Genomic DNA, 12,730 nt, shown 5'->3' on the forward strand with positions numbered 1-12,730 from the left:
CCATGTGCAGTGCCGGGTTCTCCCGGACAGCCTTGTGTTCGTAGCGGCACCAAGTGACGGTCGACGGCCACTGTTGCGCCCAGTTCCCGGGCGGCCCGTCACTGGTCAAGGCTTCGTACCACCGGTAGTGGCGAGGTCTTCGGCGCATGTTCTCAAGTTCCTCGGTGCCCGCGGCCCCGTACAGACGCATGCGCGCCACCTTGCCGTTCTCTGGAAGGGGCCTGAGGGCGGTTGAGGGCGGTGCTCCGCCGACCCTTGCTAAGAATTACGTAATTACGTAACCTCTACTCGTGGATCTTGAGCAGCGTGTCGACGAGCTGGCGCGCCGGCTTGCCGCGTTGGAGCGGGCGGCCGACGGGGAGAGTCCCGCACCCTCGCCCCAGCGGGACCCGGGCGACGACTTGTGGGCCCTGAACGGCTTCAAGGAGCAACTCGCCGCGCTGGGTGCCGACAACGGCGGTGTGCTGTTCACCGGCGCCGTCAGGACACCCGCCGGGAAGCGCTACGAATGGCAGTACGGCCTGGTCACGGACGCCGTTCTCGAGGGTGACTGGGCGGATGCGGCCGAGTCGTTCGCGGCGCTCGGCCAGCCCGTACGGCTGCGGCTGCTGCGCGAGATCCTCGGCGGCCGCTGCACCGCCGCCGAACTCGCCGGGCTCGACGGAACGGGCACCACCGGCCAGATCTACCACCACCTACGGCAGTTGACCGCCGCCGGCTGGCTCCGCGCGGCCGCCCGCGGCCGCTACGAGGTGCCGGCCGAACGGGTCGTACCGCTGCTGGTGATGCTGACCGCCGCCGGGCGCTGACCACCGCGCCCGGCCCACCCGAGGGGGAACGAAGCAATGAAGCCCGAGTCCAAGTCCGCGCCCAACACGTCCGGGTCCAAGTCACCGGGCCTGCCCTTGCCTCTGCGGAAGTTCTCGCATCGCGCCGCCCGCGTCTGCCTGTTCGTCTACCTGGCGCTGCTCGTCGTGAGCTTCTTCGTCGAGATTCCGTACGGGTGGACGTGGGTACCGCTCGGCCTGTGGGTACTGCTCACCTTGGGCGTGAACCGCCGGCCGGCCGGCGCGCATGTGCGCCCGGCGACCGGGCCCGATGCCGCGGCGGCCGCGGTCGCCGCGCCGGTCACCGGCCGCTGGCGGGCCCTGAACAGCCCGGCCGACAAGGTGCCGAGCCACGGCACGCACGCCTTGGGGCAGGCGTACGCCATCGACATCGTGGCGGAGCCGGCCACGGGCGCCCGGCCCGGTTTCGGCTGGTGGCCGTTGGCCCGGCGCAACGAGGACTTCCCCGCCTACGGCACGGACGTGCTCGCCGTCGCCGACGCCACCGTCGTCAGCGCCGACGACCGCCAGCGTGACCACCTCAGCCGTACGTCCTGGCCCGCGCTCGTCTACTTCCTGGTCGTCGAGGCCGTCGGCCGCTTCCTGGGCGGCGCCCGCCGGGTGGTCGGCAACCATGTGATCCTCGACCTGGGCGACGGTACGTACGCGCTCTACGCGCACCTGAAGCGCGGTTCGCTCACCGTCGCCAAGGGTGACCGCGTGCGCGCCGGGCAGGCCTTCGCCCAGTGCGGCAACTCCGGCAACAGCACCGAACCCCACGTCCACTTCCAGCTCATGGACGGCGCCGACATGAACACCGCCAACGGCACCCCCTTCACCTGGCGCGGTATCGGCGTCCCGCGCAACGGCGAGACGTTCGAGGCGGCCGAGGCGCAGGTACCGGCGCCGGGCGCCTGAGCTCGCGCCCCGCTTCGCGCCGCCGTCCGACGGTTCCCGGCCTGCCCCGTCTGGAGCATGCTCCGGGTGCGGCCGCGGGAGGCGGTGCGCAGGGTGGCCTCATGGCCGATGACACGAGTGCCGCACCCGCCACCGGCGACGCCCCGGAGATCTCCTCGCTGGGGCCCCTCGCCGAGGACTTGCTGCGTAAAGCCGCCGAGTCGCGGGCCGACCGCAGCGCCAGGACGGTCGTCGGCGGTCGGGGGCACGTGCTGAGCCAGACCCTGATGGCGTTCGGCGCCGGGACATCCCTCGCCGAGCACGAGAATCCCGGGGAGGCGACGGTCATCGTCGTACGCGGCCGGGTCCGCCTCACGGTCGGCGACGACTTCTGGGAGGCCGCGCCGTACGACCTTGTGGTGATGCCCGACGCCATGCACGGACTCGTCGCCCTCGAGGATTCCGTCGTGCTGCTCACGGTCGCCAAGCGCCAGGGCTGAGGACGCGCGGCCCTGATCGGCGCGAATCGCGAGTCCTGAGTCGCGAGTCCTGAGTCGCGGGTAGTGATTCGCGGGTTGTGAGTAACGGCGCGAGTCGCGGGTCCGGGTGATCGGGGCACGCGCCCGGGATGCGAGGCTACGTCCATGGAATCGGACCTTGGATCGCTGCCGCGGATCGACGCGGATGCCCTGGCGCACCTCCTGCCCATGGACCGCGCGGTCCAGGTGCTCGATCACACCCTGCGGGGCGATACGTCCTGGCTCGACGCGTCCGCGCCCCGCACCGTCGCCGAAGTCCCCGCCGGACAGCTCCTGTTCATGCCCGCCCAGCTCGGCCGGTACGCGGGCGTCAAGCTTGCCTCCGTGGCGCCGGGGAACGCGAGCCGGAACCTGCCGCGGATCAACGCGATCTACGTCCTGCTCGATGCCGAGACCCTGATCCCCGTGGCCCTGATGGACGGAACGGCCCTGACGTCGCTGCGCACCCCGGCCGTCTCCGCCGTCGCCGTCGACCACCTGGCCGCGCCCGAGGCGTCCCGCCTCGTCGTGTTCGGCACGGGACCGCAGGCCTTGGGCCATGTCGAGGCCGTGCGGGCCGTGCGGCCGATCACGCATGTCGGCGTCGTGGGACGGCATGCGGGGCGCCGCGACGCGTTCCTCGAACAGTGTGCCCGCGCCGGTCTCGAAGCCTCGGCGGTCGGGCCCGACGCGGTCGCGGACGCGGATGTCATCGCCTGCTGCACCACCGCCCGCGAGCCCCTGTTCGCCGGAGAACTGGTGCCCGGCCACGCCACCGTCGTCGCCATGGGCTCGCACGAACCGGAGGCCCGTGAGGTCGACAGCGGCCTGGTGCGCCGCTCCACCCTGGTGGTCGAGAGCCGGGCGGCGGCGCTGAACGAAGCCGGGGACGTGATCATCCCGCTCGGTGAAGGAGCGTTCCGGACCGACCACATCGCGGGTGACCTGGCCGGTCTGGTCTCCGGCAAGGTGGCCGTCGAGCCCGGCCGGCCCCGGCTGTTCAAGGGCGTGGGCATGGCGTGGCAGGACCTGGCGGTGGCTTCGGCCGCGTACGAGGCCAGCCGGTCTTGAGGGATCCGGTCTCACCGGTCTTGAGGGATCCGGCTCACCGGTCTTGAGGGATCCGGTCTCACCGGTCCTGAGGGATCCGGCTCACCCGCGCTGACGTGGGTCCGGCGCGGAGTCAGCTCGGTCCGTGCTCGGCCACCCGCGCCAACAGCGCCTGCAATGTCTCCCGTTCGCGCGCGGACAGCGGTTCGGTGAGCTCCTGCGTGACGCGGCGGCTCGCGTCGTCGGTGTCGCGCAGGAAGGCCCGGCCCTTCTCGGTGAGGACGACGATGCGGCTGCGCCGGTCGGAGGGCGACGGGGCGCGCTCGACGAAGGTCAGCTCCTCCAGGTCGTCGACGAGGCCGACGATCGCGCTCGGGTCGTAGCCGAGCGCGGCGCTCAACTCGCGCTGCAGCGCCCCCTCGACGGTCGCGAGGTAACGCAGGAGCGCGTAGTGCCGCAGCCGCAGACCCGACTCCTGCAGCGCGGCGTTGAAGAGCTGTCCGGAGCGCAGGCCGAGCCGGTAGAGGAGATAGCCGGTGTCGGTGTGCAGCGCGCGCATCCATGGCTCGTCCGCGTCCACGGGCCGTGCGGAGGGGGTCCTGGGGGTGGGTTCGCTGCTGATGACGTTCTCCAGGTCGTGGCCGGGCGGGCGGCGGGCAGGGTGCGGGCGGTGGGGCCGGTGGCCGCCGCCCTGGTCAGCATGCCCCAGATCCTCATCGCACAACAACTATTGACGACAACAATTATTGGTCTTAGCTTCCTTCTCGTTGGACGCCTCGACGCCGCGACGGCTTGCAGCCGCGTCGGCCCGACGGCCCGCATGCCATCGGAAGGACTGCTGTGCCCCACCCCGACACCCCCTCAACTCCCGCTGAAACCAGTGCAGTTGCAGGCTCCGACGCGAGTGCCGCTTCGGGTGCCGCCCCCGGCTCCGGTCCGAGCTCCGTCGACCTGACCGGCAAGGTCGCCCTGGTCACCGGAGCCGGGCGCGGACTCGGTCTCGCCTACGCCATCGCCCTGGCCCGCGCCGGAGCCGACGTCGTCGTCAACGACCTCGACGAGGAGCTCGCGCAGAGCGCGGCGAAGGCCGTCTCCGAGGCCGCCGGTCCTGCGGCGGGCGGACGGGCCGTGGCGCAGGCCGCTGCCGTGGGCGGCAGCGAAGCCGCCGACCTGCTCGTGGAGCGGGCCGTGTCCGAGTTCGGGCGCCTCGACATCCTCGTGACCAATGCGGGCATTCTGCGCGACCGGGTGCTGTGGAAGATGTCCGACGACGACTTCGACGACGTCATCAGCACCCACCTGCGCGGCACCTTCACCTGCGCCCGCGCCGCCGCCCGGCGGATGCGCGAGCAGGGCGAGGGCGGCCGCCTCGTCCTCGTCGGCTCGCCGGCCGGGCAGCGCGGCAACTTCGGGCAGACCAACTACGCCGCGGCCAAGGCCGGGATCGCCGCCATGGCCCGCACCTGGTCGATGGAGCTGGCCAAGGCGGACATCACCGTCAACGCCGTGGTGCCGGTCGCCGCCACCGCCATGACGGAGACCATTCCCGCCTTCGCCCCGTACGTCGAGGCGTTGCGCCAGGGCACGCCGCTGCCGGACGCGCTGCGCAAGGGCGAGGGCTTCGGCACGGCCGAGGACTGTGCCGCGCTCGTCGCCTTCCTCGCCTCCGACGCCGCACGCGGGGTGACCGGGCAGTGCATCGGCATCGGCGGCGACAAGCTCTCCCTGTGGTCCCACCCCCAGGAGGTCAACACGGCCTACGCGGACGGCGGCTGGCGCCCGGAGACCATCGCTGCCGCCTGGCGCCACAGCCTGGCCGGTGCCACCCAGACCGTCGGCATCCCGGCTCCGCAGCCGGTGGAGGCCTGATGCCCGCGACCGGTGGAACCCCGATGACCGCGACTGGGAAAGCCCCGGACCCCGCGGCCGGTGCGGGCCCGATGGACGTCGCAGGGCTGCGCGCCATCGACGTCCACACCCACGCCGAGGTCTCGGCCTCCGGCGGCGCCTCGCTCGGCGACGACCTCCATGACGCTTCCAGCGCGTATTTCAAGGTCGAGGGTGAACGCAAGCCCACCGTGGCGCAGATGGCGGCCTATTACCGTGAACGCGACATGGCCGCCGTGGTGTTCACCGTCGACGCCGAGTCCGCCACCGGCACCCCGCCCGTACCGAACGAAGAGATCGCCGAAACCGCCGCGGCGCACTCCGACGTCCTCATCCCCTTCGCCTCCCTCGACCCCTTCCGGGGCAAGGCGGCGGTGCGCCAGGCACGGCGCCTGGTGGAGGAGTACGGGGTGCGGGGCTTCAAGTTCCACCCCAGCATCCAGGGCTTCTTCCCCAACGACCGCCTCGCGTACGGGCTCTACGAGGTGATCGAGGAGACCGGCACCATCGCCCTGTTCCACACCGGGCAGACCGGCATCGGCGCGGGCCTGCCAGGCGGCGGCGGGATCCGCCTGAAGTACTCCAATCCGCTGCACGTCGACGACGTGGCCGCCGACTTCCCGCACCTGAAGATCATCCTGGCGCACCCGTCGTTCCCCTGGCAGGACGAGGCGCTCGCGGTCGCCACCCACAAGCCGGGCGTGCACATCGACCTGTCGGGCTGGTCCCCGAAGTACTTCCCGCCCCAGCTGGTCAAGTACGCCAACAGCCTGCTCCAGGACAAGGTCCTGTTCGGCTCGGACTTCCCGGTCCTGACCCCGGACCGCTGGCTGGCCGACTTCGCCAAGCTCGACATCAAGGACCATGTCCGGCCCAAGATCCTCAAGGAGAACGCGGTCCGGCTCCTCGGCCTGTGACGGGCTGAGCATCAGCCCGTCAGAGCCCACCAGAAGCGGCCCATCAGAGCCCACCAGAAGGGAGGGCACCGCCATGCGCAACGAGGGACTCGGCTCCTGGCCGGCCCGCCGCGCCCGCAAGACCCCGCACCGCACCGCCCTCGTCCACGACGGCACTTCGTACACCTATCGCGAGCTCAACGAGCGCAGCACCCGGCTCGCGTACGCCCTGCGTGGCGCCGGCATCGAGCGCGGCGACCGGGTCGCCTGCCTCACCCCCAACCACCCCGCGTACCTCGAAACGCTCTTCGCCTGCGGACTGCTCGGCGCGGTCTTCGTCCCCCTCAACACCCGCCTGGCCGCGGACGAGATCCGCAGCCAGCTCGACGACTGCGGTGCGCGCCTGCTCCTGCACGCGCCGTCGCTCGCCCCGCTCGTGCCCACGCCGGATTCCGGACTCCGCACGGTGGAAATCGGCCCGGCCTATGAGGAGTTGCTCGCCACAGCCACGTCTGCGTCCACAGCCGCTGACGTACCGTTTCCGCTCGACGAGCCCGTAAGGCCCGACGACCTCTGCCTGATCATGTACACCTCGGGCACCACGGGCCGCGCCAAGGGTGCCATGCTCACGCACGCCAATCTCACCTGGAACGCCGTGAACGTCCTCGTCGACGCCGAACTCGCCGCCGACGAACGGGCCTTGGTGTCCGCACCGCTCTTCCACACCGCGGCGCTCGGCATGCTCGCCCTGCCCGTGCTGCTCAAGGGCGGCAGCTGTGTCCTGGTCGAGTCCTTCGACGCCGACGACGCCTTCGACCTGATCGAGCGGCACGGGATCACCACCATGTTCGGCGTCCCCACGATGTACGAGCGCATGGCCGCCAGCGCGCGCTGGCCGTCGGCCGACCTGTCCTCGCTCCGCACCCTGCTGTGCGGCGGCGCGCCCGTGCCACGGCCGCTCATCGACACCTACCAGCGCCGCGGTCTGCTCTTCCAGCAGGGCTACGGGATGACCGAGGCATCGCCCGGTGTCCTGTTCCTGGACGCCGAGGACGCCACAAGGAAGGCCGGCAGCGCGGGCGTTCCGCACTTCTTCACCGATGTACGCCTCGCGCACCCCGACGGCAGCGAGGCCGGGGTGGGGGAGGAGGGTGAGGTCCTGGTCAACGGGCCGCATGTCATGGCCGGTTACTGGGGGCGGCCCGAAGCGACGACCGCCGCGCTGCGGGACGGCTGGCTGCACACCGGCGACATCGCGCGCGCCGACGCCGACGGCCATCTCACCGTCGTCGACCGGCTCAAGGACATGATCATCTCCGGTGGCGAGAACATCTACCCCGCCGAGGTCGAGGAGGCGGCGGGCGCCCACCCGGCCGTCGCCGAGTGCGCCGTCATCGGCGTACCCGACGCCGACTGGGGCGAGGTGCCACGGATCGTCGTGGTCCCCGCCGACCCCGGCGAACCGCCCACCCTCGACGACCTGCGCGCCTTCCTCGCGGGACGGCTCGCCTCGTACAAGACCCCCCGGTCCCTGGTGATCGCCGGTGAACTGCTGCCGCGCACCGCCTCGGGGAAACTCCGCAAGCCGCTGTTGCGCGAACGCCACGGCACGCCCTGAGCCGGCCGTCCCCACGAACTCCCGGGCACTCCCGTACCTCCAGTGCCTCCGCAGTCCCCGTACCTCCGTACGTCCAGTGCTTCCGCAGTCCCCGCACCTCGGTGCTGCCAGTACCTCCGTACCCAGCGCCACCGCTCTCCCGCACCCAACAGCCGTACAAGGAGCCCTCCATGACCCTGACCGTCGACGGTCTCGCCGCGCTCAAGAAGCTCGCCGGAAGCGAGCTGGGCGTGAGCGACTGGATCGAGATCACCCAGGAGCGCATCGACACCTTCGCCGATGCCACCGGCGACCACCAGTGGATCCACACCGACCCGCAACGTGCCGCCGACGGCCCCTTCGGTGCCCCCATAGCCCACGGCTATCTGACGCTGTCCCTGTTCATCCCGCTGTTCACCGACCTCCTCGACGTCCAGGGCGTCACCACCAAGGTCAACTACGGCCTGGACAAGGTGCGTTTCCCCGCTCCCGTGCCCGTCGGCTCCCGGCTCCGCCTGAGCGCGCACCTCGCGAGCGCCGACGACGTGGCGGGCGACGGCGTGCAGATCGCCGTCGACGGCGCCATCGAGATCGAGAACGGACCCAAGCCCGCCGCCGTCCTGCGCGCCATCTCGCGCTTCTACGCCTAGGGGGCCGGGCCATGACCGCTCCGGGCCCCACCCGGACCTCCGACCGGGAGCTGCGCAGAGTCGCCCTGTCCGGACTGCTCGGCACAGCCGTGGAGTTCTACGACTTCCTCGTCTACGGCACCATCGCCGCCCTCGTCTTCAACGACCTGTTCTTCCCGAACACGGACCCCGCCGTCGGCACCATCGCGGCCCTTGGCACCTTCGCCGCCGGCTATCTCGCCCGCCCCCTGGGCGGCATCGTCTTCGGTCACTTCGGCGACCGCCTCGGCCGCAAGTCGATGCTGCTCCTGACCATGCTGCTCATGGGCGGTGCCAGCTTCCTCATCGGCCTGCTGCCCACCTACTCGGCGATCGGCATGTGGGCACCCGTCCTGCTGGTCCTGCTCCGTGTCGTGCAGGGCATCGCGATCGGCGGCGAGTGGGGCGGCGCCACCCTCATGGCCGCCGAACACGCCGGCGACCGCCCCCGCGGCCGCTGGACCAGCTTCACCCAACTCGGTGCGCCACTGGGCTCGTTGGTCTCCGTTGGCGTGGTGACGGCACTGTCCGCCCTGCCCGACGACCAGTTCCGCAGCTGGGGCTGGCGGCTGCCGTTCCTGCTGAGCGTGGTCCTGCTGGGCGTGGGCCTGTATGTGCGCCTGAGCGTCGCGGAGAGCCCGCTGTTCACGGCTGCCGCCGCGAAGCGCGCCACTGAGGCCAAGGAGCCGAAGGGCGCCTCGGGGGCGAAGAAGGCGACAGGGGTCGCGGGGGCCACGGACAGGGCGCCGCTGCTCGACATCCTGCGCAAGCCGCGCGCGGTGCTGCTCGGCGCGGGCGTGGGCATCGCCCCGTTCGCCGCGCAGTCGCTCCTGACCACCTTCCTCATCGCGTACGCCACCGACCACGGCTACACCCGCGGCCAGGCCCTGCTCGGCGTCACCCTCGCCTCCGCCACGGCCCTGATCGCGCTGCCCGTCGCCAACCTGCTCTCGGACCGCTTCGGCAGACGCCCCGTCATCGCCGTCGGCGCCCTGCTCTCGGGCGCCACGGCCTTCCCGCTCCTGGCTCTCGTCGACTCCGGCAGACCGGGCCTGCTGATCCTGGCCTGCGTCATCGGCCACGGCATCGCCCAGTCCACGATGTACGGCCCACTCGCGCCGCTCCTGACGGAGATGTTCGGCACCCGGGTGCGCTACACGGGGGCCTCTCTCGGCTACCAGTCGGCCACCCTGATCGGCGCCGGTTTCTCGCCGCTCATCGCCAGCTCCCTGGTCGCGTCGTACGACAGCAGCGCCCCGGTCGCCTTCCTGCTCATCGCCGCTGCCGTCCTCACCCTTGCGGCCCTGTGGCGGATCAAGGAGACGAGCGGCGACCGGCTCACGGAAGGCCCCGCCGACACGGATACGGCCACCGCCACCGCCACCCCTACGGATCCGGACTCCGCCACGCCCGGCCCCCGAGCCCAAGGAGCCTCCCCGGCATGACTCCGACTTCCCCCGGCGCCCCCGCCGGACGCCGTACGCGCCCACGGGCCCGGCACGCCGCCGTGGCGGCCGCCGCCACACTGCTCGCCCTCACCGCGACCCCGCCCGCGACCGCCGCCCCCGAGGACCGTCACCTCACCGGCACCCTGGACTCCGGCGCGTCCTACGTCATCGACGTGCCCGCCGCATGGAACGGCACCGTGCTCCTGTTCAGCCACGGCTACCGCCCGGCGGGCAGCGAGAACCCGGCCGAGAACGCACCCGACGCCGACACCCGCGCACTGCTGATGGCCGAGGGCTACGCGCTCGCCGGTTCCTCCTACGCCAGTACCGGCTGGGCCGCGGAGCAGGCCGTGCCCGACCAGCTGCACACCCTGGACACGTTCACGCGCCGGGTCGGCCGGGCCCGGACGACGCTCGCCTGGGGGGAGTCGTACGGCGGTCTGGTCACCACCGCCATCGCCGAACGCCATCCCGGACGCGTCGACGGCTCCCTGTCGATGTGCGGACTCGTGCACGGCGGCGTCGCCAACTGGAACAGCACCCTCGACGCCACCTTCGCCCTGAAGACCCTCCTCGCCCCGTCGGCCGATCTGCCCCTGGCCGACTTCACGGACCAGCGCCAAGCGGCCGACGCCGCACAGCAGTTGGCAGGCGCCACCGCACAGGCACAGGGCACGGCAACGGGCCGGGCCCGTATCGCCCTCGCCGCGGCCCTGCACAACATCCCCGCATGGAACGACCCGGGACAGCCGCGCCCCGACCCGGACGATCACGTCGCGCAGGAACGCGCCCAGTACCCGGCTGTCCAGGGCCTGGTCGCGGCCCCCGCCTTCGTATGGCGCCAGGAAGCCGAGACCCGCGCGGGCGGCAGCATGTCCTGGAACACCGGCGTGGACTACGGCCGTATGCTCCGCCAGTCGGCCAACTACCGCCAGGTCAAGGCGCTTTACAAGGCGGCCGGGCTGTCCCTCGGCGGCGATCTGCGCTCCCTCGGCCAGGCCCCGCGGTTGAGCGCGGACCGTGAAGCGGTGGCGTACATGGACCGGACGACGGGCCTGACCGGCCGCCTCACCCGCCCTCAGCTGAACACCCACACCATCGGCGACGCCCTCGTCCCGGTACAGACGGAGGACGCCTACCGGCGCGCCGCCACCCGCTCGGGCAGCGCGCACCTGCTCCGCCAGGCGTATGTGAACCACGCGGGCCACTGCACCTTCTCCACCGGCGAGTTCGCCGCCGCGGTCCACACCCTGCACGACCGCGTGCGCACCGGCCACTGGCCCGACACCTCGGCCGAGGCCCTCAACTCCGCTGCCAAGGAGGCCTCCCCGACGACCCCGGCACGCTACGCCCGCTACCAGCCGGGGCCTTACCCGCGGCCGCATCGGCCCGGGTAGAGGACGTAGAGGACTGCGCCCTGTGCCGGCCGCCCCGCCTTCCCGTGAGGACCGGCGGGTGGGCGGGTCGGTGCGTCAGCCGTCGGGCGTGCGCGACTCAGGCGCGCGGCCCGGCGGCGCGCAGGCCGGGAGCGGTGACCGCCGCCCCCAGCAACACCAGGACGACCGGTACGACCAGCGCGGTGCGATAGGCGTCGAGGACCGAGTCCGCCGAGCCGTCGGCGCCGGCCACGGCGAGTCCGTACACCGCGGTCACCGCGGAGATCCCGACCGCCGAGCCGAACTGGGTGAACGTGTACAACAGCCCGCCCGCCAGGCCCTGTTCCTCCTTGGCCACACTGTCGGTCGCCGCGATGGTGAGCGGACCGTAGGCGAGAGCGAAGGCGGTGCCCGCGATGATCAGGGTCGGGAACATCGCCGCGTACGACCACTCCACCCCGACCGGCAGGAAGAGCCCGTACGCCACGATCGCCAGGACGAAGCCACCGAAGATCACCCGCCCGTTGCCGTAGCGCTTCACCAGGCGCGGGGTGAGGGTGGGGGCCAGGACGGCGTCGCAGCCCATGGCGATCAGCGCGATCGCGGTCTGCAGCGAGGACCAGTTGCGCAGCTCCTGCAGGTAGAGCGTGACGATGAACTGGAAGCCGAAGAACGCGCCCAGGAAGAGCAGCGCGGCGGCATCGGCCCGCACCATCGCGGCCTCGCGGAAGATCCCGAGGCGGATGAGCGGTGCCTTGGCGCGTCGTTCGATCGCGATGAACGCCCCCACGAGGGCAAGCCCGGCGGCGAGCGCGCCCACGGTCAGGCCGAGCCCTTCGCCGCCGTGCTCAAGGCGGACGATGCCGTAGGCGAGCAGCAGCATCGCGGCGGCGGCGACGGCCGCACCGGCCAGGTCGAAGCCGTGCTCGACGGGGCCGGACCGGGGCTCGGCGGGCAGCAGCCTGAGCGCCGCGAGCAGGAGGGCACCGGCCAGGAAGACCGGGGCGAAGAACACCCAGCGCCAGCCGAGTCCGGTCAGCAGCCCGCCGATGACGAGGCCGAGCGAGAAGCCACCGGCGCCGACACCGGCGAAGACAAGGAGGGCCTTGTCGCGCCGCGGCCCCGCCGGATACGAGGTCGTGATGATCGACATGGCGGCGGGTGTCATGAAGGCCGCCGCCACACCGGTGACGAACCGGGCCACGACCAGCGTCAAGGCGTTGTCCGCGAGGCCGCCGAGCATGGAGAAGACCAGGAAGACGCCGAGCCAGGTGAGGAACATCCGCCGTCTGCCGAGGAGATCGGCGGCGCGGCCGCCGAGCAGGGTGAAACCGGCGTAGCCGAGTACGTAACCGCTCATCACCCAGGCCGCGGCGCCGGTGGTCAGGCCGAGTTCGGCGCGGATGGTGGGGACGGCGACGGCCAGCATGGCGACATCGCTGCCCTCAAGGAAGATCGTGCCGCACAGGACGAGCAGCAGGGCCCGGTTTCCTGTGCTCTCGCGGTCCGCTGGGACGGTGGCCACGGGTGCGCGCTCCTCATCCGCTCGGTCGTGCGGTCGCCCGG

Annotated in this window: 12 protein-coding genes; 10 read left to right on the forward strand and 2 right to left on the reverse strand. The window is 72.1% G+C overall.

Annotation, left to right across the window (positions count from 1 at the left end; genetic code table 11):
- Positions 1 to 290 precede the first annotated feature (290 nt).
- The 4 genes from ACFQVC_RS07285 to ACFQVC_RS07300 all read left to right on the forward strand — a co-directional run bounded on the left by ACFQVC_RS07285 (position 291) and on the right by ACFQVC_RS07300 (position 3,313).
- On the forward strand, positions 291 to 809 hold the full coding sequence (locus tag ACFQVC_RS07285) for an ArsR/SmtB family transcription factor (RefSeq protein WP_381827783.1): 519 nt from the start codon (positions 291 to 293) through the stop codon (positions 807 to 809).
- 96 nt (positions 810 to 905) lie between these two features.
- Positions 906 to 1,745, forward strand: a complete 840-nt coding sequence (locus tag ACFQVC_RS07290) for a M23 family metallopeptidase (RefSeq protein ID WP_381828299.1) — start codon at positions 906 to 908, stop codon at positions 1,743 to 1,745.
- A gap of 101 nt (positions 1,746 to 1,846) precedes the next feature.
- Positions 1,847 to 2,224: a cupin domain-containing protein gene (locus ACFQVC_RS07295; RefSeq protein WP_381827785.1), complete on the forward strand. Its 378-nt coding sequence runs from the start codon at positions 1,847 to 1,849 to the stop codon at positions 2,222 to 2,224.
- Positions 2,225 to 2,368: 144 nt separating this feature from the next.
- Positions 2,369 to 3,313 (forward strand): ornithine cyclodeaminase family protein, encoded by a 945-nt coding sequence (locus ACFQVC_RS07300; RefSeq protein ID WP_381827787.1) that lies wholly within the window; start codon positions 2,369 to 2,371, stop codon positions 3,311 to 3,313.
- A gap of 112 nt (positions 3,314 to 3,425) precedes the next feature.
- Here the strand turns inward: ACFQVC_RS07300 and ACFQVC_RS07305 are convergent, their stop codons facing one another.
- Complete coding sequence (locus ACFQVC_RS07305) at positions 3,426 to 3,851, reverse strand: MarR family winged helix-turn-helix transcriptional regulator (protein ID WP_381828302.1); 426 nt, start codon at positions 3,849 to 3,851, stop codon at positions 3,426 to 3,428.
- Between the two features lie 392 nt (positions 3,852 to 4,243).
- Between ACFQVC_RS07305 and ACFQVC_RS07310 the strand changes: the two genes are divergently transcribed.
- From ACFQVC_RS07310 to ACFQVC_RS07335, 6 genes are all read left to right on the forward strand, one after another.
- Positions 4,244 to 5,161 (forward strand): SDR family NAD(P)-dependent oxidoreductase, encoded by a 918-nt coding sequence (locus ACFQVC_RS07310; RefSeq protein ID WP_381828305.1) that lies wholly within the window; start codon positions 4,244 to 4,246, stop codon positions 5,159 to 5,161.
- Positions 5,162 to 5,232: 71 nt separating this feature from the next.
- Positions 5,233 to 6,096 carry an amidohydrolase family protein gene (locus ACFQVC_RS07315; RefSeq protein WP_381828308.1) on the forward strand — a complete coding sequence of 288 codons (864 nt, stop codon included), beginning with the start codon at positions 5,233 to 5,235 and terminating at the stop codon, positions 6,094 to 6,096.
- Between the two features lie 73 nt (positions 6,097 to 6,169).
- Positions 6,170 to 7,693, forward strand: a complete 1,524-nt coding sequence (locus tag ACFQVC_RS07320) for an acyl-CoA synthetase (RefSeq protein ID WP_381827790.1) — start codon at positions 6,170 to 6,172, stop codon at positions 7,691 to 7,693.
- A gap of 170 nt (positions 7,694 to 7,863) precedes the next feature.
- Complete coding sequence (locus ACFQVC_RS07325) at positions 7,864 to 8,322, forward strand: MaoC family dehydratase (protein WP_381827792.1); 459 nt, start codon at positions 7,864 to 7,866, stop codon at positions 8,320 to 8,322.
- Positions 8,323 to 8,333: 11 nt separating this feature from the next.
- Positions 8,334 to 9,785 carry an MFS transporter gene (locus tag ACFQVC_RS07330; RefSeq protein WP_381827794.1) on the forward strand — a complete coding sequence of 484 codons (1,452 nt, stop codon included), beginning with the start codon at positions 8,334 to 8,336 and terminating at the stop codon, positions 9,783 to 9,785.
- Entirely contained in the window at positions 9,782 to 11,185 is a 1,404-nt protein-coding gene (locus ACFQVC_RS07335) for a DUF6351 family protein (protein ID WP_381827797.1), read from the forward strand. Before ACFQVC_RS07330 ends, ACFQVC_RS07335 begins: the two co-directional genes overlap by 4 nt.
- A 97-nt stretch (positions 11,186 to 11,282) precedes the next feature.
- Here the strand turns inward: ACFQVC_RS07335 and ACFQVC_RS07340 are convergent, their stop codons facing one another.
- On the reverse strand, positions 11,283 to 12,689 hold the full coding sequence (locus tag ACFQVC_RS07340; RefSeq protein ID WP_381827799.1) for an MFS transporter: 1,407 nt from the start codon (positions 12,687 to 12,689) through the stop codon (positions 11,283 to 11,285).
- Between the last annotated feature and the right edge of the window lie 41 nt (positions 12,690 to 12,730).

Origin of the sequence: Streptomyces monticola, assembly GCF_042665355.1 — a bacterium.
Lineage (GTDB): Bacteria > Actinomycetota > Actinomycetes > Streptomycetales > Streptomycetaceae > Streptomyces > Streptomyces monticola.

Excerpts from the sequence above, each read along its gene's own strand:
- ACFQVC_RS07295 (WP_381827785.1), top strand. The coding sequence starts at position 1,847 with ATGGCCGATGACACGAGTGCCGCACCCGCCACCGGCGACGCCCCGGAG.
- ACFQVC_RS07300 (WP_381827787.1), top strand. The coding sequence starts at position 2,369 with ATGGAATCGGACCTTGGATCGCTGCCGCGGATCGACGCGGATGCCCTG.
- ACFQVC_RS07305 (WP_381828302.1), bottom strand. The coding sequence starts at position 3,851 with ATGCGCGCGCTGCACACCGACACCGGCTATCTCCTCTACCGGCTCGGC.
- ACFQVC_RS07315 (WP_381828308.1), top strand. The coding sequence starts at position 5,233 with ATGGACGTCGCAGGGCTGCGCGCCATCGACGTCCACACCCACGCCGAG.
- ACFQVC_RS07320 (WP_381827790.1), top strand. The coding sequence starts at position 6,170 with ATGCGCAACGAGGGACTCGGCTCCTGGCCGGCCCGCCGCGCCCGCAAG.
- ACFQVC_RS07325 (WP_381827792.1), top strand. The coding sequence starts at position 7,864 with ATGACCCTGACCGTCGACGGTCTCGCCGCGCTCAAGAAGCTCGCCGGA.
- ACFQVC_RS07330 (WP_381827794.1), top strand. The coding sequence starts at position 8,334 with ATGACCGCTCCGGGCCCCACCCGGACCTCCGACCGGGAGCTGCGCAGA.
- ACFQVC_RS07335 (WP_381827797.1), top strand. The coding sequence starts at position 9,782 with ATGACTCCGACTTCCCCCGGCGCCCCCGCCGGACGCCGTACGCGCCCA.